At 62.7% G+C, this 24,722-nt stretch carries 29 protein-coding genes; 14 read left to right on the top strand and 15 right to left on the bottom strand.

Features of this window, described 5'->3' with window-relative positions:
* Positions 1-98: 98 nt before the first annotated feature.
* From FJ039_07390 to FJ039_07380, 3 genes are all read right to left on the bottom strand, one after another.
* Positions 99-551 (bottom strand): hypothetical protein, encoded by a 453-nt coding sequence (locus FJ039_07390; protein MBM4405988.1) that lies wholly within the window; start codon positions 549-551, stop codon positions 99-101.
* Between the two features lie 85 nt (positions 552-636).
* Positions 637-1,176 (bottom strand): hypothetical protein, encoded by a 540-nt coding sequence (locus tag FJ039_07385; GenBank protein MBM4405987.1) that lies wholly within the window; start codon positions 1,174-1,176, stop codon positions 637-639.
* A gap of 24 nt (positions 1,177-1,200) precedes the next feature.
* The gene (locus FJ039_07380) at positions 1,201-1,644 is read right to left on the bottom strand and encodes a hypothetical protein (protein ID MBM4405986.1); all 444 of its coding nucleotides are present in this window, start codon (positions 1,642-1,644) and stop codon (positions 1,201-1,203) included.
* Between the two features lie 213 nt (positions 1,645-1,857).
* Between FJ039_07380 and lgt the strand changes: the two genes are divergently transcribed.
* Positions 1,858-2,658 carry a prolipoprotein diacylglyceryl transferase gene (lgt, locus tag FJ039_07375; protein MBM4405985.1) on the top strand — a complete coding sequence of 267 codons (801 nt, stop codon included), beginning with the start codon at positions 1,858-1,860 and terminating at the stop codon, positions 2,656-2,658.
* A gap of 33 nt (positions 2,659-2,691) precedes the next feature.
* Positions 2,692-3,639, top strand: a complete 948-nt coding sequence (trxB, locus tag FJ039_07370; GenBank protein MBM4405984.1) for a thioredoxin-disulfide reductase — start codon at positions 2,692-2,694, stop codon at positions 3,637-3,639.
* Between the two features lie 120 nt (positions 3,640-3,759).
* On the opposite strand, the gene FJ039_07365 is transcribed toward trxB, so the two are convergent.
* The 4 genes from FJ039_07365 to FJ039_07350 form a co-directional block, all read right to left on the bottom strand.
* The gene (locus tag FJ039_07365) at positions 3,760-4,401 is read right to left on the bottom strand and encodes a DedA family protein (GenBank protein MBM4405983.1); all 642 of its coding nucleotides are present in this window, start codon (positions 4,399-4,401) and stop codon (positions 3,760-3,762) included.
* 6 nt (positions 4,402-4,407) lie between these two features.
* Positions 4,408-4,683, bottom strand: coding sequence for a sulfurtransferase TusA family protein (locus tag FJ039_07360; GenBank protein ID MBM4405982.1), 276 nt, complete (start codon positions 4,681-4,683; stop codon positions 4,408-4,410).
* A gap of 2 nt (positions 4,684-4,685) precedes the next feature.
* Positions 4,686-5,858, bottom strand: a complete 1,173-nt coding sequence (locus FJ039_07355; protein ID MBM4405981.1) for a cysteine desulfurase — start codon at positions 5,856-5,858, stop codon at positions 4,686-4,688.
* Between the two features lie 75 nt (positions 5,859-5,933).
* Positions 5,934-6,269 carry an iron-sulfur cluster assembly accessory protein gene (locus FJ039_07350; GenBank protein MBM4405980.1) on the bottom strand — a complete coding sequence of 112 codons (336 nt, stop codon included), beginning with the start codon at positions 6,267-6,269 and terminating at the stop codon, positions 5,934-5,936.
* 176 nt (positions 6,270-6,445) lie between these two features.
* Here FJ039_07350 and trpB point away from each other — a divergent pair, with 176 nt between their 5' ends.
* The 3 genes from trpB to FJ039_07335 are packed head-to-tail and all read left to right on the top strand — an operon-like array spanning position 6,446 to position 9,209.
* Complete coding sequence (trpB, locus tag FJ039_07345) at positions 6,446-7,657, top strand: tryptophan synthase subunit beta (protein ID MBM4405979.1); 1,212 nt, start codon at positions 6,446-6,448, stop codon at positions 7,655-7,657.
* A 32-nt stretch (positions 7,658-7,689) separates the two neighbouring features.
* Positions 7,690-8,436, top strand: coding sequence for an SDR family oxidoreductase (locus FJ039_07340; GenBank protein MBM4405978.1), 747 nt, complete (start codon positions 7,690-7,692; stop codon positions 8,434-8,436).
* Complete coding sequence (locus tag FJ039_07335) at positions 8,433-9,209, top strand: SDR family oxidoreductase (GenBank protein MBM4405977.1); 777 nt, start codon at positions 8,433-8,435, stop codon at positions 9,207-9,209. Before FJ039_07340 ends, FJ039_07335 begins: the two co-directional genes overlap by 4 nt.
* An 85-nt stretch (positions 9,210-9,294) precedes the next feature.
* Here the strand turns inward: FJ039_07335 and FJ039_07330 are convergent, their stop codons facing one another.
* Entirely contained in the window at positions 9,295-11,274 is a 1,980-nt protein-coding gene (locus FJ039_07330) for a PKD domain-containing protein (protein MBM4405976.1), read from the bottom strand.
* A gap of 213 nt (positions 11,275-11,487) precedes the next feature.
* On the opposite strand from FJ039_07330, the gene FJ039_07325 reads away from it, so the two are divergent.
* Positions 11,488-12,756, top strand: a complete 1,269-nt coding sequence (locus FJ039_07325) for an acyl dehydratase (protein ID MBM4405975.1) — start codon at positions 11,488-11,490, stop codon at positions 12,754-12,756.
* Here the strand turns inward: FJ039_07325 and FJ039_07320 are convergent.
* Positions 12,753-13,046: a DUF202 domain-containing protein gene (locus tag FJ039_07320; protein MBM4405974.1), complete on the bottom strand. Its 294-nt coding sequence runs from the start codon at positions 13,044-13,046 to the stop codon at positions 12,753-12,755. The genes FJ039_07325 and FJ039_07320 overlap by 4 nt on opposite strands.
* 138 nt (positions 13,047-13,184) lie before the next feature.
* On the opposite strand from FJ039_07320, the gene FJ039_07315 reads away from it, so the two are divergent.
* The 7 genes from FJ039_07315 (at position 13,185) to FJ039_07285 (ending at position 18,005) form a co-directional block, all read left to right on the top strand.
* Entirely contained in the window at positions 13,185-14,348 is a 1,164-nt protein-coding gene (locus FJ039_07315) for a YceI family protein (GenBank protein MBM4405973.1), read from the top strand.
* A gap of 56 nt (positions 14,349-14,404) precedes the next feature.
* A complete protein-coding gene (locus FJ039_07310) occupies positions 14,405-15,415 on the top strand; it encodes a TIGR03619 family F420-dependent LLM class oxidoreductase (protein ID MBM4405972.1) in 1,011 nt (336 codons plus the stop codon).
* A 92-nt stretch (positions 15,416-15,507) separates the two neighbouring features.
* Complete coding sequence (locus tag FJ039_07305; GenBank protein ID MBM4405971.1) at positions 15,508-16,191, top strand: hypothetical protein; 684 nt, start codon at positions 15,508-15,510, stop codon at positions 16,189-16,191.
* A gap of 58 nt (positions 16,192-16,249) precedes the next feature.
* Positions 16,250-17,239: a hypothetical protein gene (locus FJ039_07300; GenBank protein ID MBM4405970.1), complete on the top strand. Its 990-nt coding sequence runs from the start codon at positions 16,250-16,252 to the stop codon at positions 17,237-17,239.
* Between the two features lie 2 nt (positions 17,240-17,241).
* On the top strand, positions 17,242-17,547 hold the full coding sequence (locus FJ039_07295) for a hypothetical protein (protein ID MBM4405969.1): 306 nt from the start codon (positions 17,242-17,244) through the stop codon (positions 17,545-17,547).
* A gap of 21 nt (positions 17,548-17,568) precedes the next feature.
* Positions 17,569-17,805 (top strand): hypothetical protein, encoded by a 237-nt coding sequence (locus FJ039_07290; protein MBM4405968.1) that lies wholly within the window; start codon positions 17,569-17,571, stop codon positions 17,803-17,805.
* Positions 17,805-18,005, top strand: a complete 201-nt coding sequence (locus tag FJ039_07285; protein MBM4405967.1) for a hypothetical protein — start codon at positions 17,805-17,807, stop codon at positions 18,003-18,005. Before FJ039_07290 ends, FJ039_07285 begins: the two co-directional genes overlap by 1 nt.
* 6 nt (positions 18,006-18,011) lie before the next feature.
* Here the strand turns inward: FJ039_07285 and FJ039_07280 are convergent, their stop codons facing one another.
* The 6 genes from FJ039_07280 to FJ039_07255 form a co-directional block, all read right to left on the bottom strand.
* A complete protein-coding gene (locus FJ039_07280) occupies positions 18,012-18,761 on the bottom strand; it encodes a PAS domain S-box protein (protein ID MBM4405966.1) in 750 nt (249 codons plus the stop codon).
* Between the two features lie 44 nt (positions 18,762-18,805).
* Positions 18,806-19,966 carry an LLM class flavin-dependent oxidoreductase gene (locus tag FJ039_07275; GenBank protein MBM4405965.1) on the bottom strand — a complete coding sequence of 387 codons (1,161 nt, stop codon included), beginning with the start codon at positions 19,964-19,966 and terminating at the stop codon, positions 18,806-18,808.
* Entirely contained in the window at positions 19,936-20,754 is an 819-nt protein-coding gene (locus FJ039_07270) for a hypothetical protein (GenBank protein ID MBM4405964.1), read from the bottom strand. Before FJ039_07270 ends, FJ039_07275 begins: the two co-directional genes overlap by 31 nt.
* 9 nt (positions 20,755-20,763) lie before the next feature.
* Complete coding sequence (locus FJ039_07265; GenBank protein MBM4405963.1) at positions 20,764-21,837, bottom strand: LLM class flavin-dependent oxidoreductase; 1,074 nt, start codon at positions 21,835-21,837, stop codon at positions 20,764-20,766.
* The gene (locus FJ039_07260) at positions 21,834-22,973 is read right to left on the bottom strand and encodes an amidohydrolase (GenBank protein ID MBM4405962.1); all 1,140 of its coding nucleotides are present in this window, start codon (positions 22,971-22,973) and stop codon (positions 21,834-21,836) included. Before FJ039_07260 ends, FJ039_07265 begins: the two co-directional genes overlap by 4 nt.
* A 180-nt stretch (positions 22,974-23,153) precedes the next feature.
* On the bottom strand, positions 23,154-23,621 hold the full coding sequence (locus FJ039_07255) for a hypothetical protein (GenBank protein MBM4405961.1): 468 nt from the start codon (positions 23,619-23,621) through the stop codon (positions 23,154-23,156).
* Between the two features lie 187 nt (positions 23,622-23,808).
* Here FJ039_07255 and FJ039_07250 point away from each other — a divergent pair, with 187 nt between their 5' ends.
* The gene (locus FJ039_07250) at positions 23,809-24,714 is read left to right on the top strand and encodes a GAF domain-containing protein (GenBank protein ID MBM4405960.1); all 906 of its coding nucleotides are present in this window, start codon (positions 23,809-23,811) and stop codon (positions 24,712-24,714) included.
* Positions 24,715-24,722: the final 8 nt, after the last annotated feature.

Below are 24,722 nucleotides of genomic sequence, written 5' to 3'. Positions count from 1 at the left end.
AGATATCTTCGAGACCCATGCCACACCTCGGAATCTCGACATAACGCCTAGTCATTGTATGACGGCAAGGCGTTCCTGAGGTGTGAGGGGCGTAAGAGTTAGGCGGGTTTGGCGGGAGTCTCCAGCAGGCGTTTCAGAGCTTCAAAGCGCCGCCACTCATCGCCGCGCATCTTTGGCGTAAGGAACCAGCCGAAGGGACGGACGATGGCGCTGAGCTTGACGGTGACGGCGGTGGTCATGCGGGTGCCGCCTTCGACGCCTTGGAAGGTGTAACGGCCTGCGAAGGACTTGATGCCGGGGCCGGCGCCCTTCATCGCGATGACGCTGTCCTGCGCCCATTCGGTGATTTCAAGCTGGTAGCGCCCTTTAACCTTTGGCCCGGCACGCAGGACTTCCTGGAGCTTTGAGCCGACGCCTACAGGGCCGGGGGAGAGGACCTTCATCTCCTTGACCTCCGGCATCCACTTGGATGCCATGGAGAAATCGGCGACGAAGGCGAAGACCTCGCTGACCGGGCGGTTGATAATGGCGGAGATTTCGTAGGAGGGCATGGCACAGCCTATTGAGGCGTGCAATAAGAATAGCGGCTGGGCGAGCGCCAGTCACTAGATACAGGCTTCTCTAGAAAAGGACGGGTTACTTTTTCGCAGTGCCTTCAATGCAGCCCTTAAGGCGCTGGTGGTTCTTCTTGAGCGACATGCCGATCATCGGGCCGATGAAGAGGGCTGTGCATTTGGCAAAGCCCCTCCACTGAAAGTCAATCACGTAATCGGCCTTGGCGCCGCCTGTAGTGGAGGAGAGATTGTAGTGCACCGTCACCGTGACGGTCTTTCCGGTGGCGACGAAGCCCATCTCCCTATCTGTGACCCACTTGGTCACTTCTGTGGGAAAGGTCTCTTTCATGCCGGGGCCGGTCTTTCGGGTCTCTTCGAACTTTGAGCCGAGGGCAAGAGGGCCGGGTGTGACGCGCTTTATGCCGACGACGTCCGGCATCCACTGAGGCGCATTTTCCGGGACGGCCATGTAGCTGAAGACTTCTGAGACGGGCTTGTTAACGACGATGCTGCCGCTATATTTAGCCAACGACCACCTCCAAAAGAAACTTGCTCCCCGTTCGAGAGTATGGCAGGGAGGAGAAGTGATGGGGCTTAAGAGGAAGCGGCGATACGAGCAGATACGGCAGAGACGATGGCAACGCTGCTACTTGGGCACACTTTCGACACAGGCCTTGAGGCGTTGGTGATTTTTCTGGAGTGTTCTTCTGATCATGCTTCCGAAGAGGATGCCTGTGAGGTAGGCTGCGCCTCTCCACTTGAACTCGATCGCGTAGTCTACCCTGGTTCCATCTCCGGCAGAGGCGAGGCTATAGCTCACGATCACGGTCACGCTAGCCCCAGTGGCGACAAAGCCCATTTCCTTATCTGGGATCCATTTGGTGACTTCCGTGGGGAAGGTCTCTTTCATGCCAGGGCCTGTTTTACGCGTCTCTTGGAACCGTGAGCCAAGGGTGAGAGGGTCCGGTGTTGTGCGATCAACGCGAACGACGTCCGGCATCCACTGAGGGGCATTTTCCGGAACGGCCATGTAGGCGAAGACTTCCGAGATGGGCCTGCCGATCATGACGCTGCCGCTGTAGGTACTCACGAAAGTGCCTCCGTGTGAGGTAACTCCCCGGCGGAGAGTATATCAAGTGCGCCAAGATCGGAACATTTGCCGAAGCATGGCAGAGGGGAAACGTTTCCGTGCCGGAATATCCCTGGTATACTTTCCACCCGGACTCAGATAGACATCTCCTAACGATTGCCTTGGTAGCGCTGGCCTGCATAAGTGCACGCACGTTAGAGAAGATAGGGATACATGGAATATATCTTCAAAACCGGCGGTTTCGGCCTACGCTGGTACAGCTTCCTCGTTGCGGTTGGGTTGGCGTTGGGGACAATGACGGCTTACTTTGAGGCGAAGCGGCGCGGGGAGAAGACGGAAGAGGTCTTCAACGCGCTGCTGATCGCAGTGCCGTTCGCTATCATCGGCGCGCGTATCTATCACGTGATCCACGAGTGGGGCTTCTATAGCGACCACCCTTCGCGCATCCTTCGCATTGACGAAGGAGGCATCGGCATCTATGGGGCGGTGATCGGCAGTGTGCTGGCGATGGTCATCTTCACCAGGATGCGGAAGCTGAACATGTGGCGATGGATGGACATCGGCGCGCCGGGGCTGCTGGTGGGCCAGATCATCGGCCGCTGGGGGAACTACTTCAACGAGGAGCTGTACGGCAAACCGACGGATGCGCCGTGGGCCATCACGATTCCATCTGAGAAGCGGCTGGACGGCTACGAGGGGTTCACGAGCTTTCACCCGCTTTTTCTCTATGAATCGCTGTTGAATCTCATCGGCCTGGGACTCTTCTACTACATCAGTCGGAAATACGTGAAGCGGCTGCAGGACGGCGATATCGCGCTGATGTACGGCCTCTGGTACGGCGCGGTGCGCCTGGCGCTGGAGAACTTCCGCATCGGCAACTGGAAGGTGGCTGAGGAAGTGCCGACGGCGACGATCATCTCCATCGCGGCGATCGTGCTGTGCGGCGGCGCGCTCCTCTACCGTCACTGGATCAAGCCGGGAAAAGGCCAGACGGCGAACCCTGCAAGTGTGTAGCGCATCTAACCTTACACAACGAGCGACCGGAGGCTGAACGTGGCCCAGCAGTATGACGTAGTCATCATCGGCGGCGGATTCTGCGGACTCAGCGCCGCTATCTACACGACGCGCTCCCAGCTGAAGACGCTGGTGCTGGAGCGGGCGGTGATGGGGGGCCAGATCATCAACACAGACGCCATCGAGAACTACCCGGGCGTCTCCAAGCAGATCACCGGGGTGGACCTGATCACGGAGACGGAATCCCAGGCGACCAAGTTCGGCGCGGAATACGGCTTCGGCGAGGTGACGAAGGTGGCGCTCGAGGGCGGGCCGCCGTTCAAGCTGTGGACGGATGACGAGGAGTACCACGCGAAGGCGGTCATCATCGCGACGGGCGGCGAACACAAGAAGCTCGGGGTGCCGGGCGAAGACGAGTTCGGCGCGAAGGGCGTCTCCTACTGCGCCACGTGCGACGGCAATTTTTTCACCAATATGGATGTGACGGTGGTAGGCGGCGGGGATTCCGCGGTGCAAGAGGGGCTCTACCTGACGCGGATGTGCAAATCAGTCACGGTTGTCCACCGCAGGGATGCGCTGCGGGCGAGCAAGATCCAGCAGGAACGGGCCTTCGCGAATCCCAAGATGAAGTTCGTGTGGGATAGCGTGGTAGAGCGGATCGGCGGCAACGGCCAGGTGGAGAGCGTATCGCTAAGGAACCTGAAAACGGGACAGAAGTCAGAGATGCCGACGCAGGGGGTTTTTGTCTATATCGGCTTCACGCCGCTGACGGAGGTCTTTAAGCCGGAGATCGAGCTAGACGCGGGCGGGCATGTGAAGGTAGATATCATGATGCAGACGAACGTCCCAGGCGTCTTTGCCGCGGGGGATTGCCGGTGGAAGTCCACAAAGCAGCTGGCGAACTCGGCGGGCGACGGCGTGACGGCGGCGATCGCGGCCTATGAGTTCATCACGACGGGTGCGGTGGCGGGGCATAAGTAGGGCGATACGGGTTGCCGGAATGCCCGGAAGGCATCCGCTCTCTCCTTGTTCCCTTTCCCATCTTTGCTCCCGGAGGCGTGAGCGAGGGAGAGGAGGCGGGGGCAGTTCGCAGAAGCGGCCTTATGATTGTTCCGGCCGCCAGGCGCGCTTCCAGTGTCGCCAGACGTACCAGGCGACAAGGAGGACGATGGCGATGATGATGGGGATATCAAAGGGGCGCATGGCGTTCCGCAGGTCTTCCCAGTGCTCCCCGAGCTTGTAGCCGCCGTAGGCTAGGCCCAGGCTGAAGGGGTATGCTCCCAGAAAGGTGAAGATGGAGAACTTCACCAGGTTCATGCGGGAGATGCCCGCCGGAAGGCTGATGAAGGTGCGGACGACGGGCAGGAGCCGGGAGAAGAAGGCGACGCGCTCGCCGTACTTGGTGAACCAACGGTCGGCCAGGTCCAGTTCATGGCGGGAGATGAGCAGGTATTTGCCGTAGCGATCGAGGAGGGGGCGGCCGCCCTTGGCGCCGACGTAATAGGCGACGAGGGAGCCGAGGAGGTTGCCGAGGGCGCCGAGGAAGCCGAGGAAGAAGACCCAGGCGAGGCCGTAGCCCTTATCGGAGCCGAGGAACCAGCCGGCGAGGGGCATGATGAGCTCGCTGGGGAGCGGGATGCAGGCGCTTTCGATGGCCATGAGCAGGATGACGCCGGGCCAGCCTAGGGTGTCATAGACGTTCTGGATGAAGTCCAGGAGGCTGTGTTCGATGCGGTCCAGCACGGGGCGCTACTTCCCGGCCTTGCGTACGTAGACGTGGTAGACGCCCGCATCTTCGGCATCCTCCTCGATGGCGAGGAGGAGATGGCCTGTCCGCCGGCACCAGGCGGGCATATCTTCCGTGATTCCTTCGTCATCGGAGAGAAGCTCCAGCACTTGGCCGGGCTTCATCTCGATGATGTGCTTGGCCGCCTCCCAGACGGGAACGGGGCAAAAGAGGCCCAAGGCATCCAGCGTCTCATCGGGCTTGGGGAGGGGCTGTTTGGGTATCTTCTTGGCGCGCATGTTCAATGGTTTGTGGAGAGTGAGCGGACGCGGACGATGGCCTTGGGCAGGACGTCCAGCAGATAGTCTATCTCATTCTCCGTGGTTTCGAGGCCGAGGGAGAAGACGAGGGAGCCAGAGGCGTGCTGTTCGCTATAGCCTAGGGCCTGGAGGACGTAGCTGGGCTGTTTGGCCTTGGCGGAGCAGGCGGTTCCGCTGGCGGCGTAGACCTGGTCATCCAGTGCGAGGGCTTGGAGGATCGTTTCGCTTTCGACGCCGTCTATGACGCAACTGACGTGATGGGGGAGGCGGTTCGCCAGGTCGCCGGTGAGGTGAAGGCCCTTTAGGGGGCGCAGGCCCGAGATGAGGCGGTCGCGGAGGGCGGTGAAGCGGCGCGCGCGGGAGGCCATATCGCGAAGGGCCAACTCGCAGGCGACGCCGAGGCCGACGATGGCGGGGACGTTCTCCGTCCCTGCGCGCCGGCCCTCTTCTTGGGTGCCGCCTTCGATGAGGGGCGGCAGGCGTAGGCCGCGGCGCACGTAGAGGGCGCCGATGCCCTTTGGCCCATAGAACATATGGGGCGAGATGGTCATCAGGTCGCAGCCGAGCTGGGCGACGCTGATGGGAACGATGCCCACGGTGTTCGAGGCGTCTACGTGGAGGGGGACGCCGGCTTTGCGGCAGACCTGGGCGATGTCAGCGATAGGCTCCAGTGTGCCGACCTCGTTGCTAGCATGGGTGATGGAGACGAGGGCTGTCTCCGTTCGGATGGCCTTTTTCACCGCATCGGGACTGACGCGGCCGAGCCTATCCACTGCGACCTGGGTGGCGGTGACGTCCTGGCGCTCAAGGGACTTGCAGGGGTGGGTGATGGAGAGGTGCTCGATCTGAGAGATGAGGATATGGCTGCCGCGACGATTTGGCAGCTGGAGGATGCCTTTGAGCGCCCAATTGTTGGACTCAGTCGCGCCAGAGGTGAAGAAGAGGTCCTTTGGCGAAGGGGCGCCGATGAGGAGGGCCAGCGTGCGGCGCGCCCGCTCGATGGCCTCCAGGGACTCTTCGCCCGGCGGGTGAGCGCTTTGCGGGTTGTGGAAGCGCTCTGAGAAGTAGGGGAGCATGGCCTGGACGACTTCCGGGAGACAGGGCGTGGAGGCCATGTAGTCCAGGTAGAGGGGCAATTTCGGCGTTTTGACCACCGGCAGCGCTCCTGGGAAAAAGAACAGGGAGGCGGATTTCCGCCTCCCTGTATCATACGACGCTTTGCGTAGTGGCTACTTGCCGCAGCCGCAGCTTCCGCAGCCCCCGCCGCCGCCCTGCATCTTGAAGGTTGGGTTGCTGATAACGAAGCCGGACTTTTCGATGCCGACCAGGTAATCAATCTGGGAGCCTTCCAGGACGCTGGCGGTATCCGGGTCCACAACGATCTTCAGGCCCATGGACTCGAAGGTCTGGTCGTCGGTCTGGGCCTCGTTATCAAGGGTCATCATGTACTGGGGGCCCGAACAGCCTTGGCCGGTCACGATGACACGGAGAGCGGTGTTTTCTTCGCCCTGCTCCTTCATGATTTCCTTGATCTTTTCATTTGCTGCGTAGGTCACTGTAATCATTCAGGATTCCTCCTGGTGGTGGGTGCTTTTTCGGCCTTTTGCCGAGCAGGAAAACGATACATGCTGAGTCAGGTAAAGTCAATGGAAGGGCGGCGCGCCTCGTCCCCACCTCGGGCCCGGCGTGAAGGATAGGGAAGCGCCGCGCCTGAGCCCCTTCATGCTATCATGGCTACGCCATGAAGAAGCCTTCAGCCACCCCTGTACTTCCCGATCCGGCGGGCCATTTCGGCCAGTTCGGCGGCAAGTATGTGCCGGAGACGCTGATGCCCGCCCTTGAGGAGCTGGAGCAGGCCTACCGCGAGATCAAGGACGATGGGGTCTTTCAAGCCGAGCTTGCGGGGCTGCTGAAGCACTACGTGGGCAGGCCGACGCCGCTCTACCATGCCAAGAATCTTTCTGAAGCCGCGGGCGGGGCGCAGATCTATCTGAAGCGGGAGGACCTGGCGCATACCGGCGCGCATAAGATCAACCATGCACTGGGGCAGGGCCTGCTGGCGAAGCGGATGGGCAAGAGGCGCATCATCGCGGAGACGGGAGCGGGGCAGCACGGGGTGGCGACGGCGACGGTGTGCGCGATGTTGGGGCTCCAGGGCATCGTCTACATGGGCGAAGAGGATATGCGCAGGCAATCACCCAACGTCTTCCGCATGCGGCTCCTGGGCGCCGAGGTTGTGCCGGTGAAGAGCGGGAGCCGGACGCTGAAGGATGCCATCAATGAGGCGATCCGCGATTGGGTGACGAACGTCCGCACCACATACTACCTCCTGGGAAGTGTGGTGGGGCCGCACCCGTACCCAATGATGGTGCGGGATTTCCAGGCCATCGTGGGAACGGAGGCGAAGCGGCAGATTACGGAGCAGGCGGGGCGCTTGCCGGATGTGGTGATGGCCTGCGTGGGCGGGGGCAGCAACGCGATGGGGATGTTCTACCCCTTCATCGAAGAGAAGGGTGTGCGCTTGATCGGCGTGGAGGCGGGGGGCAAGGGTGTGGAGACGGGGGCGCACGCGGCGACGCTGGTGGGTGGCAAGGTGGGCGTGCTGCACGGCGCGAAGTCCTACCTGCTGCAGGATGAGGCGGGTCAAATCATCGAGACGCACAGCATCTCCGCCGGCCTGGACTACCCTGGCGTTGGGCCGGAGCACAGCTATCTGAAAGAATCAGGAAGGGCGACGTATGTCTCGGCGACGGATGCAGAGGCGCTGGCGGCCTTCCAGCAGATATGCCGTACAGAGGGCATCATCCCGGCGCTGGAGCCCTCCCATGCCATCGCGCACGCGGTGAAGCTGGCGAAGACGTTAGGAAAAGACAAGATTATTCTAGTCAACCTGAGCGGGCGCGGCGATAAGGACATCTTTACCGTCGCCGATGCGCTTGGGATCAAGATTTAGCAGACCGCACCCGACTCTCTGAAGGACGACCTATGCTGCTGCAGGGCAAAGTGGCGATGGTGACGGGCGCAGGCTCCGGCATAGGCCGCGCCGTCACGCTGCGCTTTGTGCAAGAGGGCGCCAAGGTGGCGGTCCTGGACGTCAACCGCCCTGGAGGCGAGGAGACGGTCCGCCTGGCGCACAGCCTCAAGGGCGAGGCGGAGTTCATCAAGTGCGATGTCTCGCACCCCGAGGATGTGAAGCAGGCCCTTGCGGCCATCACGCTCCGGTTCGGCATGCTGCACATCCTGGTTAACAACGCCGGCATCCTGAAGGCGGAGGATGGGCTGGTGGAAGACGTGCCGGAGGCGGTCTGGGATGCCATCGTGGGTGTCAATCTCAAAGGAGCCTTCTCCTGTTCCAAGTATGCGATCCCTGAGATCGTGGAGTGCGGCGGCGGCGCCGTGGTCACCATCGCTTCAACGGCGGGGATGACGGCGGTGAACCGCCCGGCCTATAGCGCCACCAAGGGGGCGCTTATCTCTATGACGCGCGCCATCGCGCGGCAGTACGCCAGGGATAAGGTGCGCGCGACTATCGTCTGTCCCGGCGGCACGGAGACGCCGATGACGACGTGGCAGCGAGCCGCCGTCCCAGCCGCGGCGCCCGGCCCGGGGATGCTCAAGCGGTGGGCTAGGCCCGAGGAGATCGCGGCGGCCGTGGCCTTTCTCGCCTCTGACGAGGCATCCTTTATGACGGCGACGGTCTTCCCCGTGGACGGAGGGCTGACGGCCTCATGATCACAGTCACAAAGCGACGGTTCGAAGGCAGAGGCGTCATCATCACGGGCGCGGCTTCGGGCATCGGCCGGGCGACGGCGATCGCCTTTGCGCGCGAAGGGGCTATGGTGACGGTCGGCGATGTTTCGGAGGCGGGAGGGCGCGAGACGGCAGCCGCCATACAGCAGGCGGGCGGGAAGGCGCTCTTTGTAAAGACGGACGTCTCCAAATCGGCGGATGTCCAGCACCTGGTGAGTCAAGCGGTTTCGACGTTCGGCAATCTCCGCATCCTTTTCAGCAACGCGGGGATGTATGCGCGGAACGACACGCGGATCACCAAGCTGGAATATGAGGTCTTCGAGAAGGTTATTGATGTGAACCTGAAGGGGATGTTTCTCTGCGCGAAATATACCCTGCCGCACATCGTGAAGAACGGCGGCGGCGCGGTGGTGATGACCTCCTCCGTCGGCGCGCTCATCGGCGGGCCGACGACGGCCTACACCTCGAGCAAGGGGGGCGTGCTGGCGCTGATGCGCTCCGTGGCGCTGGAGTATGCGCCGAAGGGCGTTCGCGCCAACGCCATCCTGCCCGGGCCGATTGATACGCCGATCATGACGGACGTGCGCGAGGCCATGGGCCTCCCGCCGGACAGCAAGCTGAACAAGGGCAACATGCAGGAGCGCTGGGCCAAGCCGGAAGAGGTGGCGAACCTGGTGCTTTTCCTCTGCTCCGATGATGCCTCATACATCACGGGCGCATCGGTGACGGTGGACGGCGGACAATCGGGCATGTAGCCCCGCCCGACGCGAATCAGAGGGCAAACAAAGAGGCCCTCCCCGTACGGGGAGGGCCTCTTTCATTGTGCCGGAGGCGATGGGCTTACTTCTTGTGGATCTGGACGTTGCCGCCGGAGAGAGCGCCATTGCCGTTCTGGGGAACGCCGTTCACCCAGATCTTGAAGATGTCGTCCCTGCCGGGTTCGCCGTTGTCCTCCACGTAGGCCACGAAGTTCTTGCCGTCTCTGCCGACGCCTGCGAACCAGGCCTTTGTCCTATCGGCGGAGCAGCCAAGGGCCGTCATGGTGGGGGCATGGAAGTTGAGGCTGTCGTTCTGGAACTGGAGCTCGCCCTTGATCGCCGTGGGGCCATCGGCCTGGACGTTGAAGCCGCCGCGTCCGTTGTTGGCGGAGCGCAGGGTTCCAGCCGTGACCTTGCAGCCGACGGTATTGGTGACCGTCAGGGTGGCCGTTGTGGACGAAGGCAGGTAGTGGCTATCGCCGGCGAAGTTCACCGTGATGGTGTAGGTGCCGGGCATCAGCGGCGGGAATGGGTTCAGGGTGACGTTGTTCGTCTGGCCGCTGATGGCCGTTGTGCCGGTGTAGTTCACGGCGTTCACCGTGAAGGTGATGGTCCTGCCGCCGATGGGCGCGGCAGCGACAACCGCATCGCTGAGCTTGGCCGAGAGGATGGAGCCGAAACCGAAGACAGCGGTCGTCTCACCGTTGTAGACCAGCGTCGTCTCGCGCTTTTTGATGGTGATGGCCAGCGTCTTTTCGTCCTTGCCTGTGTCATCGTCGGTGACAGTGAGCTTGGCGGTGTAGGGGCCGGGGTTGGCATAGGCATGCGCGGTGGAGGCGCCGCTGCCGGATGTTGCATCGCCGAAGTCCCAGGCGAAGGTGTGGGTATCGAGGGTGCCGACGTCTGTCACCGTGCCGGTGAAGTTCACGTTCAGGCCCCAGTACTGCGGGTTCGGCGCGGCGGAAGCGGTGGCGACAGGGTTCACGTTGTTCACTACGACAGGCGCAGTTGCCGAGCCGATGCCGCCATCATCGTCGGTGACGGTGATAGCGACGTTGTAGGTATCCGAAGGCGTACCTGTCGGGTTGTCGTCCAGGTATTGATGGGTCAGCGTGACCGAGCCGTTGCAGTGGAAGAGCCAGAGGCCGGGCGTGCTGAAGTTGACGAGAAGCGTATTCGCGGCGCCGGCATCCAGCGGGAGGACGTTCGCGGGCCACGGCCGCCCGCCAAGGACACCCAAGGAGACGTGGGTGGCCGAGTGGACGTGGAAGGTGTGCTCCACATCGCCGATGTTGATGACGTGGAGCTTGATGGGTTCGTTGACCTTCATATTGAAGGCAGGGACGGTCTTGTTGAGCTGGGCGGCAACACCGGCGAAGCCCTGCTGCTTGAAAACGGCTTCAAGGACGGCTTCGCCGCCGGGGAGGCCGATGCCGTTCATGATGAAGGGCGGCACTTTGCCGGTGGTGTGGGAGCCGATCTCTCCCATGAAGATGACTTCTTGGCGCATCGGCGGCTGATCGGGCGCTTCAACGATGATGGCGCCGTAGAGGCCCTGGTGGATGTGGTGGGCGATGTGGAGGCCGCCATCGGCCGAATGGCAGTAGTAGTAGTAGATGCCCGGCGTGGTGGGCTGGAACTCATAGGTGTAGGCGCCGCCGGGGGCGATCATGGCGCCTTGGCCCTTGCCCGCGATGATGTTGGCCTGGCTGCCATCGTTCTCAAAGGTGTAGTTGGTAAGGTGCGTGTGAAAGCTGTGGGTGAGGTCCAGCTTGTTGGTGACCTTTACGCGCAGAACTTCGCCGACGCGGACCTTAAGCGCAGGGCCGGGAACCGTGCCGTTGAAGGTCCAGGCATTCCAGACATTGCCGCCGCCGTAATCAACGTTTGCGGCGACCATTTCAAGCGAATAGTCGCGGATGGTGGCGCCGGAGACGGTGCGCGTGTCCGGGACAAGCTTCACAACGAGCGCTGACACCCCGACCATTGCGGCGACGAAGAGCGCAAAGACCACGATGGCGGCGTTGGGGTCGCGGTTCCACAATCGTACAGCCCACCTCATGCAAGGCTCCTTTCACAACCTGTGAAAATGTTCACAGGGAAAGGGTAAATCTGGAGAAATGCCGTCACAAGAAGCATTTGCATCAGGCGTAGTAGTGCAGGCGCATCATGCGAATGCGCCCTTGGGGAAAGGAGCCTGCGCAGGGAGCTACGACATCACAGAAAGGCTCCTTTGTTATACTCACGCCCAGAGATACGGACTCCGGGAGGCTCCATGACAAGCCAGCAGACGAAGTCTTACGCGAAGGACGAGCATACAGGGAAGATCACGGATGAAGGCATCGAGCGGATGCGGGCGCGCATCGGCGTGGAGATGCCGAAGAAGCCGTGGCAGACGTGGAACGAGGTGGCAACGCTGGACGCCATCCGCCACTTTGCCTACGGCTACGGCGACGACAACCCTCTGTGGATAGATGCGGAGCACGGCGCGAAATCGCGCTGGCGGAACAATATCGCGCCGCCTTCCTTTCTGTATAGTATGGGCGTGACGGAGAAGAAGGAGATCAGCGAAGAGGACCGGAAGAAGGGCGGCGGCGCGCTGGCGGGCGTCCACGCCTTTTGGTCGGGCGACGAGGTGGAGTGGTTCCGCCCCGTCTATGTGGGCGACAAGATATGGGAGAAGCGCTTTATCCAGAGCGTGGAGAAGAAGCAGAGCGCCTTTGCAGGGGTCTCCGTGGTGACGCGGGACCGCACGATGTATATCAACAATCGCGGAGAGGTGGTCTGCAACTGGGACCGCCTCTTTGTCCGCGCGGAGCGGAAGACGACGGAGGGCGGCGAGCGGAAGAAGCACGAGAAGATCGAGCGGGGGCAGTATGCGGAAGAGGACTTGAAGAAGATCGAGGCGGCCTATGATGCCGAGGAGCGCAGAGGAGATAGCCCGAGGTATTGGGAGGATGTGAAGGAGGGGGATATCGTCACGCCTGTCGTCCACGGGCCGCTTTTGATGTCCGACGAGATCGCGTGGCACCAGGGCAACGGTCGCTGGGAGATCTTCCCGCACCACGTGGGGCTCAAGCTGCGCCGCCGCCACCCCGGCTTCTACACGCTGAACGATTGGGGCGTTCCCGAGGCCGTGATGCGCTGCCACTGGGATGACAACTACGCCCGGAAAGTCGGCAATCCCTTCGCCTACGATAACGGCATCATGCGCTCTTCCTGGATGATGCACCTGGTGACGAACTGGATGGGCGACGACGGCTGGCTGTGGAAGGTGAAGGACCGCATCATCGCCTTCAACTACTACGGCGATACCTCATGGGTCACAGGGAAGGTGGCGCGCAAGTACATCGCCCAGGAGAACGGCGCGCATGTGGCGGAGATCGAGGTCTCCTGCGACGACCAGCGGGGACGCAAGACGGCCCTGGCAACGGCGACTGTGCTGCTGCCCTCCAAGGAAGCGGGTCCGGTGCTGCTGCCTCAGCCGGAGCGCGGGATGGAGGGGCACCGCATCGGCGCCAGGCCGCCGAAGCTGGGAAGCTAGTCGCCGTCTTCATCCTCCTCATCAGCCATATGCTTCACCAGGCGGTTGATCTGGCGGAGGCGGATGAGGCCGAAGAGGAAGGTGCCGATGCCGATGGCGATGCCGGCCCAGCCGAAGACCATGGCGGCAAGGCTGTCCACGACGTAGGCGAGGGAGCCGCCGGCGGCCGCGAAGGTGAGGGCCGTGCGCGTGTAGGCCAGGAACGTCCTCTCATTGGAGAGGTTCGTGCGCTCGATGGAGAGCTGGTCGTTGAGGCGGAGGCGGTCGCTGTGCTCGGGTATCTTATTCATACCGTAGTACGGTAGCACATTCCCTCAAGTCAGACCGGCTGACCCTCCCCGCTCTAAGCCGATTCAAAAAATCGTTGGGTATGCTGTATTCTGAATAGCGAAGCGAGGGTTCGCTTCTTTTTGCGCTAAGGGGAGAATGTGAAGCCGCCGCCACCGATCTGGCCGTTATCTTCGTTTGGCCGCTCTCTGGCTGCAGGACTCGTCAGCGGCGGGATCACTGCCTTCATCACCGCCGCTGTTTCGCTTCCTCTTAACTCTCCTGACGATGTTGTCTTCAACACTGGCACGGTCGCCATCGCCTGTATCCTTGCGGGAATCGCCGCCGGGCTGATCTGGCATATATCCGAGCGCCGCAATATGGCGCTCTCTGGGATGCTGTGGATCTCCGCCGTCGCATTTCTTGCCGTTTTGGGCGTAAGCCTCCTGGCTGAATATGCTCCAGGCGCGCCGCTGGACGGCGTGGCCTCCTACGTGATTCCCCTGGGAGCAACGGCCATCGTTCTGCTTACGGTGACGCTTCCATTCATCGCAATCGGCGAGCTGCACAGGCCTCCGGTGCTCATCGTGACACTCAGTGTAGGCCTTGGCTTCGGCATCGCGCTTGCGGGCGTGGGCGATGAGCCGAGCGGCAAGCTTTCCCTCGATGACTTGGCCAGGCTGCCTGCGGCGACGGCGCCGCCGCTGTTTCCGGCGGCTCCTACGGCTGTGCCGACGCAGGCGCCTGAGGCAACCATGGCTCCGACGCCGACACTCGCGGCGACGGCTACGCCGACTCCGGCGGCGAAGCCGGAGTATGTGGTAGCCATCGGCAAGGGGACGTACACCGTTCGAGAGAAGCTCACCATCTTGCCCACGTCCAGCGATGCCGTAGGAGGGACGACTACGTTTAGCGGTGAGATCAATCTCGACGGCAGGCCCTCGAAGATTTTCGCCGATCTGCGGATGCTCAGGAGCGATCAGTCACGCCGAGACCAGTTTATCCAGGGCCAGACGCTTCTCACCCGGACATACCCGTATGCCGAGTTCACGGTGACCGACATCGGAGATTACGGGAAGCGGCTTCTGAATGGGGAATCCGTCAGCGGTAGGCTCACTGGGAGCATGAAGATCCGCGGCGTGGAAAAGCCGTTTACCTTTGACCTGAAACAAGCGCGGTTGAGCGGGGGTGTCCTGCAGCTTCTTGCCACCGTTGACTTCACGTGGGCGGACTTCAATATCCCGCCACCTAATATTCCTGGGACGGTGCAGGTGGAGAACAATGTTCACCTAGAGGTTGTTCTCGAGGCGCGAAGGCCGGCGTAGGTCTTCCCGGTTTGCGGGCTGTTGACTCCCATGTAGTTGCCCACTACCCTTGCCCCATGAAGTTCGGCCTATTTTTCAATCCGGCCTTCACGAGCAAGGAGTCGGTCATCCAGCTGGTCGGGCGGGCTGAAGCGCTGGGCTACGATTCGATCCTCACGGACGACCATGTCTTCCGTCCCGATTACTGGAAGCGGCCCGGGGGAGACATCGAGTGGGAGCCGTTCACGATCCTTTCGTACCTTGCCGCCAAGACCTCACGCATCCGGCTGCTCGTCGGCTGTCTGGTCGTTCCGTACCGGCAGCCGCTGGCCGTTGCGAAGGCGGTGGCGAGCCTTGACGTCCTTTCGGACGGTCGCTTCATCCTCGGTGTGGTGCCGGGCTATCTGCCTGAGGAGTTCACAGCATTCAATTTACCCATCGAACAGCGCGGCGCGATGACCGACGAGTTCCTTGCGGTGATGCGGGAGGTGTGGACGAAGGAGAGCGCATCATTCACAGGCAAGTGGTACTCCTTCAAGGATATCTCCATGCATCCCAAGCCGGTGCAGAGGCCCCATTCGCCTATCTGGTCGGGCGGCAGCTCGCTCCGGGCGGTGCGCCGCGCCATCGAGTACGGCGATGCATGGTTCCCCCTGGCTTTCCCGGTGGTCACCGAGGAGTACAAGCGCCAGCACGAAAAGATCATCAAGGGCTTTCCCATCCCGACGGGCGCGACGACGCCGGACGATATCCGCAAGGGCATCGCGTATGGGAGAGAGACGGCGAAGCGGCTGGGCAAGCCGTACAAAATGGATGTGGTCTTGCTCACGGGCTTCATACAGGTTGACAGCGCAGGCGGAGGCAAGCCTCTGCATATGGAGGGGCGCACCGCGGAGGCGGCGCGCGAGAGCTCGCCGAAGGCCGAGAGCTTTCGCGGGCGCGGAAGCCCGGAGCACCTCATCGGCGAGCTGAAGCGCTACAAGGCTGCCGGGGTGGACTCCTTCATCGTCGGCTTTGGCGGGAAGACGGAGGCGGAGTTCTATCAGCAAGTGGAGCGTTTTGCGAAAGAGGTCATGCCGAAGGTGTAAGGCGGCAGGCCGCACCGCAGTACCCATCGGGCGATGGCATGCCCGTGGCGCGGCGCGTATCCTGACGCGAAATCAGAGCGGGAGGGGCGAAGATGGCTCTCTATCTGCATGAGACGGTGGACGTGGTGGGCGGCAAGGAGCAGGAATATATTGATGCCCTGGAGAAGAACTGGCTGCCCGTGGCGAAGAAGCGCGACTTGAGGCTGGTGGGCTTTTGGACGACGGTGGGGACGACGGGTAGGTGGCCTGAGGCGGTGGCGCTGTGGGAGATGGACGATTGGCGGCACTACGCTCGCCTTCGAGAGACGCAGTATGCCGTGAACAAGCCCAAGGACCAGAATCTGGCCGGGTGGGCTGAGCAGTACGCCTGGCAATTCCGCACAGGGGGCTATGACCGCCTGCTGATCCCCGGCCCCAAGACCCCGACGCTGGCCGAGCTGCTGAAGAACAAGGTGAAGGGACAGGTCTTCCTTCACGAAATCCTCACATGTGTACCCGGACGTGTGGACGATTACTTGAAGGCGATCGCTGATGAATATCTGCCCGTCGCGAGGAGCCGTGGCGTTGAACTGGTCGGCTCGTATAAGCGGGCGATGAGCAATACCGAGGCGATCAACATCTGGGTCTTCAAGGAGTGGGCGGCCTTTGCAGAGATCAGGGAGGTCCAGCACAAGCACAAGGGTCTGAAGGCATGGATGAAGCGCGCGATGACGCTGCGGACGGACTGGGAGGATAAGCTGCTCAACCCGGTCTCCTGGAATCCGCTGCGGGGATAGAACGCGTTGACTCCCGCTACACCTGACCGTACACTCCCGCCGACAAAGGGGAAGGGAAATGCAGATCAAGGCGGCGCAGGCGCACTACGATAGCTATGAGGCGGCGGTGGAGGCCTACATGGAGAAGGGCTGGACCGACGGCCTGCCTGTAGTGCCGCCGACGCCTGACAAGGTCGAGCGGTTCCTTGCGGCGGCGGGGCTTGCGCCGGAGGCCGTCCTGGGCACGGTGCCGACGCGCGAAGTGACGGTGACGGCCGAGCAGGTGGCGATCAACGCCGTGATGGCCGGCTGCAAGCCGGAGTACATGCCCGTCGTCGTGGCGGCGGCGCGGGCGCTCCTAGAGGAGAAGGCGAACCTCCACAGCACCACGGGAACGCTTTCGGGCGCGGCCCATGCCGTCATCGTGAACGGGCCCATCCGCACTGAGCTGGGCATCGCCTGCAGATCGGGGTGCTTCGGCCCCGGCTTCCGGCCGAATGCCACCATCGGGCGGGCGCTGCGCCTCATGGTGCGGAACGTGGCGCGCGGCATCCCAGGCTACCTTGACCGGGCCAGCTTTTCCACGCCGATGCGCTATTCCTTATGCTTCGGCGAGAACGAAGAGGACAGTCCCTGGAAGCCGCTCCATGTGGAACGGGGCTTCCGGCCGGATGAGAGCGCCGTGACCGTTGCCTCCATCATGTATATGACGAGCAGTCTGGACTCGGGGAGCCGGACGCCTGAAGGCGTCTTGAACAGCCTGGCGAAGCGCGTCCGGCAGACGGGGGTCATCGGCGATAAGTGGCTGGGCGATGAGGTGAACGTGGTGCTCATCATGGGGCCGGAGCACATGCGCTACTTTGCCGAGGCGGGATGGTCCAAGGAGCGGATGCGCCAGTATCTCTTTCCCAGGCTCACCGCCGAGCCGAGGGAGGGGCCGATGAATATCAAGCGGCCGGAGTGTATATTGTTGGTGGCGGCGGGTGGCCCCGGCATGGCTGAGACGTGGATCCTCCACCCGCACCTTGGCCTGGCTGTGACGAGGCGCATCGAAGGGGCGAGGAGGTAAAGATGGCGACGCACAACGGCGGCATCGTATGTCTGGACCCGACCAGCGGACCTCTTGAGCGGCGGGACTCCAGGAAGTTCCGAGAGCGCCCACCTACGCTGAGCGGCGCGACCGTGGGGCTGGTCATCAACGGCATCGGCAAGGCTGACGCGATGATGGACGCGCTCTATGAGGAGCTGAGGAAAGAGGTGGAGTTGGCCGGCAGGGTGCGCGTGGTGAAGGGAAGCGTCTCCGTGCCGCCGGACAAGCCCGACTGGGAGCGGCTCACCAAGGAGGCGACGGTCGCTATCACCGGATTTGGCGGCTGAGGCTCCTGCTCCGCCCGCAGTATGCGGGATGCGATAGAGCTGGAGTGGGCGGGCGTCCCATCGGTGGCGCTGATCCACACAGCCATGGCAGGCTCCGCCGATTCCATGAAGCGATTAAGCGGCGTGCCCGACTATCCCTATCTGACAGTGACGTACCCGCACATCCCCACTGCCCACTGGACGGCGGACGAGGCGAAGGAGATCGCCAAGGCGCTTGCGCCGAAGGTGATCAAGGCGCTGACGAAGAAGAGGGCGTGATGCTTTCCAGGCTTGACCCGCTGCTGGAGGAGTTCATCGTCGCCGCGATGGCGATGACCGTCCTTGGCGTGCTGGTGGCGCTGGCCTTCTGGGGGCTGACGGACATCTCGCCCTGGCCGATGGTGATCCTCTCTGAGGTTGCCGGGTTCGGCTTTGGGACGGCGCTCCTAGCGCTCGGCTCCCCCCGGCGTTCGCGGTAGGCCCGGCTACTTGGCGTTTCCGGGAGGCTTGATCAGCCCCTGGCGGATGCCTGCCATCACCGCTTCCGTGCGGCTGTGCGCCCCCAGCTTATCCAGGATGCTTTGGATATGGTTGCGCGCTGTGGAGACGCTGATGACCATACGGTCGGCGATTTCCGAGGTGCCGAGGCCATCGGCCAGGCAGCGCAGCACCTCAAGCTCGCGAGGGGTAAGCGCGAGGCTGTTCTCCGTCGTGGGCGAAGCGGCCTGTGGCTGAGCGGACGCCGCCCCTTGTTTGGGCAGGCCATGCATATAGTGGGCGAGCCTGGCCACCAGGTCCTGCGCCTGGGCCTGCTCCGTCACATCGCGGAAGATGTGGACGATGGCCTGGGGCTGGCGAGAGTTTGCTTCCGGGATAGTGATGTGGGTGATGTTGAGCCAGAAGTCCCGGCCAGACTTGGTCTTTGTGGGCGTGGTCTGCGTCGGCGGGATGCCGCCCTTCTTGGTGACAAAGAGGACGTTGCAATCGGCCTGGCAGGGGTTGTTCCCGTGACCCGGATCTTCGATAACCTCAAAGCAGCGGCGTCCCACCACGTCAGCGGGCGCGTAGCCAAGGATGCGCTCGGCGCCTTTGCTCCAGAGGATGATGCGCTGGTGGGCATCCACGGCAAAGACGCCGTCCTCCGTATTTTCGAGCTGCTGCAAAAGGGTGGCGACGGCAGGCTGCACGCGACCGCGCTCCTGGGTGGGGTAAAGCCATCCTACACCCAAGGGCAAAGCGGCTCAAGGGTGCGCCGGGTAGCGGGCCGTAGGCGCGTGCGTCAGACGGCCAGGGCGGCTGGACGCTCCTGGAACTGCGGCATGACGTGCTTGGCGAAGAGCTCCATGGAGCGGAGGACCTTGGCGTGCTCCAGCCCGCCGAAGACCATCCAACAGAGCAGGGAGTTGACGCCCATGCCGCGCAGCTCCCGGATGCGTTTGGCGCAGCGATCGGGGTCGCCGAAGATGAGAGTCTCTTCCCACATCTGGTCGAAGGTGAGCTTGGTGCGGTCTTCGGCCCGGCGGCGATAGTCGGTGTAGGTGGCGGGCAGTTTGGAGGCGAAGGGCGGCAAGGTTGCCTTGGTGAGAACCTTGATGTAGTTCATGAGGGCCGTTTGGGCGTCGCGCTTAGACTGCTCGTTCGTCTCGGCCACATAGATGAAGCGCTGGAAAAAGGAGTCGCGCGTGAGGCGTTCGATCTCCGGCTGGGCGACGCCGCTCTCCTGCAGGGCTTTCTGGTAGAGCTGGACCTTTTCCAACGTCTTCTCAAAGGGGAGAAAGACCTGGCCTGTCAGCATCGGCAGGCGTTTCTTGGCCGTGGAGACGATGGTCTCATCGGAGACGGAGGCGATGTAGAGCGGCGGGTGCGGCTTCTGCATGGGCTTGGGGTAGATGCTGATCTCCGGGTAGTGGTAAAAGCGGCCCGTATGATGGAAGGAGCTTTGGGAAAGGGCCTTTATCATCACGTCCAGGCCTTCTTCGAACCTGGCGCGGCTCTCCTCCATAGCAATGCCGAACCCGGCGAACTCCGCCGGCTGGTAGCCGCGCCCTACGCCTTGGATGAAGCGTCCGCGGCTCAGGCAATCCACGGCGGCCGTCTGCTCGGCGAGGCGAACGGGGTTGTTGAAGGGGAGGACGGTGACGGCGATGCCGATGCGGATGCGCCGGGTTCGCGCGGCGAGGTGCGCGGCCAGGAGCATCGCGTCGGACATCATGCCGTACTCGGAGAAATGATGCTCGGCGAGCCAGACGCTGTGGAAGCCCAACTCTTCGGCATATTCCATCTGTTCGAGCTGGCGCTCCAACTCATCGCGGTAGACATCGGGTCGCTTGGCGGCGTCCGGATGCTGTAAAAGGTTGAAGAGTCCGAATCGCATGGAGACGACCTCCTTTGCGCCGGGGATGGTTTTCATTAGTACTGCAGGGTGGTCCAAGGACTCCATGAAGAGGCGCTCAGTTTCACACTCCTCATGGGGAACGACTCGGAGGCGAGGAGGCCGCTGATGGTGGCAGTGGTCCAGCAGGAGAAGGTGAGAAGGTCGGCCAGGAAGGTGTCATAACCCTGGTGGTGATAGCCGAAGACCTCAACCGGCACGGCGAAGACGACGTAGCTGTTGCCGGACGAGGCGGCCTGCGCCTCTTCGGCCACCTCTTTGGCCGCCGCGAATCCGCGATACTGCATGCCGGTGCTGAGGCCCCGGTCCCGGCAGACGGCGCGCAGGCCCGGCTGCTGTTCGCTCGATAGGAGCGACTTCCAGGGCCATTCGCGCGACTTTTCCTCCACCGCCGTCTCGTCCACCACGATCCAGCGGAAGCCCTGCTTGGCCGCCGCCGCTCCTATGTTCGCGTCATAGCCGAGCTCCGGCGGGATGAAGCCTGAGGGCCGGAAGACTTCGCCGAAGATGTCTCGCATCGTCTTTGCGTGCTCGCCGATGGCCTGTTCCGCGGCCTCCACCGTCTGGTTGGTGAGCATCTTGTTGTTGTTGGCGCCCGCGGCAATCTCGATCTGGCCGCGCTTGGCAAGTTCGCCGACGCCCTCCACGATGTCCCGCTGCCCCGCCTCCTGCAACCGCATCAGAAGGGCGCCGTCTATGCTCAGGGTGGCCCGGCTCTTTGGCGATTGCATCAGTATCCTCACCAGGGGCCTGTACGCGCTTTCCGCGATCTTTTTGAAGAGGTCCTCCGGCTGGTCAGTGGCGAGGTGGAGATCGAGGACGGGGCAGAGGTACATGGGGCGGCCCTACTTCACGCCCGACTTTTTGAAGGCGGGCATGACTTCCTTGGCGAAGAGCTTCATGGAGGCCATGACCTGCTCATGCCGCAGGCCGCCGATCTGGAACTGGGCAAGGATGTTGTTGACGCCGCCGGCTTCGGCCTTCTTGATGAGCTCGATGCAGCGATCCGGGTCGCCGGCGAGCACCATATCGTTGGCCAGGAGCTTATCTATGGTGGGGTTGGTCCACCAATCGTAGCGGCGGTTGGCGGCGCGGGCGGTGGTGTCCGTTGAGCGTGGGCCGAAGAAGCGCTGGAGGCGGGAGATGTACCACATCACAGGCCCTTCCGCATCAGCCAGGGCCTGCTTGTTTGTAGGCGCGCAGTGAGCGCCCCAGAGGAGGCCGAATTCGGCGTCCTTTGGGGCGTGGCCCGCCAGCTTCCAGTTCTGGTGGTAGGTCTTGGCATCTTCGCAGGCCATGAAGAGCGGCTTGACGGCGGCCTGGCCCAGAGAGCGAAGACCCTTTTGCGGGTAGAGGACAAAGGAGTCTGCGCTGCCGGAAGCGGCGTAGAAGGGGGGATGGGGCTTCTGGATGGGCTTGGGGAGGGGCTGGATCTCGGGGAAGGAGATATATTTGCCCTTCCATTCGATGGTGTTGTTGGTCCAGGCCTCCTTCATGATTTCGATCCATTCGAAGAACATCTCCCGGCTCTCCAGGTGGTGGTCCTTGAATGTGTCCGGGCGGAAGGTGGCGAACTCCAGGTGGGTGACGCCGCGCCCGACGCCCATGTTCAGGCGGCCGTTGCTGAGGACGTCCAGCATGGCGTAGCGCTGGGCCAGGTGGATGGGATGGTGCATGGGCAGCAGGGCCACCCCTGGGCCAAGGCGGATGCGCTTGGTGCGCTGGGCAGCGGCGACGAAGAAGAGGTCAGGATTCGTGGAGTGGGAGTATTCGTAGGTGAAGTGGTGCTCCACGGCCCAGGCCGCATCGAAGCCAAGCTCGTCCGCCAGCTCTATCTGCTTGAGGCAGTTTTCGTACTGCTGCTGCTCCGTGTAGTGCTGGGGGAGGACCTCGATCTCAAAGAAGATGCTGAACTTCATCGCTTGGCTCCATTTCTCGGGAGGCCGAAGAGCCGCGCAGCATTGTCGTAGACCATCATGTGCCGCTCTTCAGCCGAGACTCCGCCCATCATCTCGTCCACAACACGCCGGGTCAGGGGATAGTCATTGATGTGATGGGGGAAGTCCGTGCTGAAGAGGATCTTGTCCACGCCCACATCATGGCGGTTGCGGATGCCGTAGAAGTCCCGGATGATGCCGAAGTACCAGTTGCGCTTCACGTATTCGCTGGGGAGGCGCTTCAGGGTGACGCCGGCCCATTTGCGATTGCGCCAATACCTATCATCCATCTGCTCCATGAAGAAGGGCACCCAGCCGATGCCTGTCTCGGACGCGATGAGCTTAAGGTTGGGGAAACGGTCAAAGATGCCATCGAAAATCATGTCCAGGATGATGAGGGGCATCTGCTGGAATTGCCCGGAGGCGAGGCCGCGGATGGAGCGGCTGGTGGAGGAGGGCGGGAGTTGACTCTGATAGGAGGCCAGGGAGATGTGCATGGAGATGGGCATCTCCAGCTCTTGTGCGGCGGCCCAGAAGGGATCGTCAGCCTTGGAGATGCCGGCGTTGCCGCTGGGCCAGGCGCTGATGGTGCCTGCGGCGAAGCCGCGCTTCTTGCCATCGCGCAGTTCGGCGACGGCCTTGTCTATGCCTAGGTGGGGGATCTGCTTCACGGCCTTGAGGCGCTTAACATCGGCCCCGCAAAAGTCCTCCAGCACCCAGCGGTGATAGGCCTCCAGCCCCGCCTGGTGGAACTCGGGGTCCTTCTCCTTCTTCTGGATGAAGTGGCGCATGGTGCGCTGAGGCGGGTAGATGACCTCCGCCTGGACGCCATCGAAATCGAGCTGGCGCAAACGGTCCTTGCCGATGTAGCAGCCGGGCTCGATGTTGGAGTAGCCTGCGCCGACCCAGCTGAACTTGTCATAGCCGTAGCCGGTGACGGTGACCAGGCCCAGCGGCTCCGGGGCGCTGTCCTTGCCGAAGGACCAAGCATCGCCGCCGGCTTCGTCCTTCACGAGCTTGGGCGCGCGGTCAACGAACTTTTTCGGGAGCCACTTCTCCCAGATATCGGGCGGTTCGATGACGTGGGAATCCGCGGAAATGATGCTGTATTCGGCCATGCGCTTCCTCCTGCCTCAAGGTGATGTAGGAGGAAGGTATCCGGAGACGGCCCAGGGGGACATGATGCAATCTGCCTAACGGCGTAGTGCAGCCGCACCAATTCGGCGAAGGATGCCGCAGGGGTAGGTGATTACGAAAGCCTGCGCCGCAGGCGGAGTGCGGATTTCGACGGCGGGAGGCTAGCGCACGGACTCTCGGCGGAGGTCGCGTCCCTCATTGACCACGGAGGCGAGGTTGCGAAAGCCCTCACTCCAGATGTGGAGGTGGCGCTCATAGGCGCGCTGCCACATCTCGCCCTGGGCGTGGCCGGTGTGTGTGAGCGTGATGAGGGTGTAATCGGCGCTGAGGCCATCCCAGGCCCACCTGGCGATGGTGGTGCCGAAGGCGCGGCGGACGCCATCATGGAGGAAGGAGTAGGCGATGCCTGCCGCGGGATCGAAGCCTTGGACGGAGCCTTCGATGCGCGTGCCGTCATCGAGGAGGAGCCGGTAATCGGCGCCGACATTGGCGGAAAAGGCGGCATCCCGCGCGAGCCAGGACTTGAGGCCTTCCGGGGTGATCAGCAGATCCCGGGCCTTGATCACGGAGCAGGCCAGGGTTGTGGAGAGATGCAGGGCGTTTGGCACGTCGCGATAGAAGGGGCTCACAGGGCTGGCGCAGCACTCCGATCAGCAGCGTTCTGCGGGCTAGGATACCACAGGAGACCTGGCGGGAACCGGCCGAAGGGAAGGGCTCTTACTCTTCCCACACCTTTCCCCAGGTGTGTATCCGTATACTTGGAGGTCGCGACGATCTGTTCGTCCATGGGACGTTTGCAGGGAGAACAACCTTCGCATGCACGATTGGGTGCTCTATCGAACGATTCTGAACAGGGCGCGCTCTGCGATGAAGACGCGCTTTGTGGGGCTTGCGCGCTATGACGCGGAGGAAGGGATGGTGCGTGTGGTAGCCCTGGCCGGGATGGAGTCCAGGACGTTCATGCGCGCGGTGAACGCCGTCTCTCGCATCCTGCCCGGGTTCGATGTGCTGGGCATCGAGTTCCCGGTGATCGCGAACCAGCACAGCCGGGAGTCCTACCTGGAGGGGAAGACGGTGCGCGCGCCGATCTCCGAGATCGCCAAGGGGATCGTCAGCTCAACGGTGATCGAGCTCGGCGGACGGCTGCTGGGGATGAAGCACGGGATGGTCTGCCCCATCACCGTGAAGCAGAAGGTGGTGGGTGCGCTGGTCTTCTATCTCCCCAAGCCGTTCACGGAGGAGCAACGGAAGATCGGGGAGGCCTTCGCGCGGCAGACGGCACTCACGTGGGAAAATATCGAAGTGACGATGGAGCTGGAGCAGCAGATCGCGGCACTGGAGCGCAAGCGGCGGCTCATCATTGACCAGGACCCGGTGCTGCAGCAGGCGCTGACGAAGGCGGACGGGCCGCTGAGCTATGAGGACCTCTCCATCAACCAGCAGACGCACGAGGTGCTGTTCGACGGCGCGCGGATAGACCTGACGAACCTGGAGTTTGAGCTGCTGGCCTGCTTCATGCGCTACCCGGGACGTCCGCTCACCAGGGAAGAGCTTGCACGGCAGGTGTGGGGAAACCACCGGGGCAGCGCCTCCAACTTCGTTGACGTGACGGTGATGCATCTGCGCCGCAAGCTGGAGGGCGAAGAACGCCCCAGGCTGATCCACGCGGTGCGGGGGCATGGCTACGTGCTGCACAAGGACGGCGCGATCGAAGGCGAGTAGGGCGGCGT

The organism is Chloroflexota bacterium (assembly GCA_016875535.1).
GTDB lineage: Bacteria > Chloroflexota > Dehalococcoidia > SHYB01 > SHYB01 > VGPF01.
This window is presented reverse-complemented; position numbering and strand designations above follow the sequence as displayed.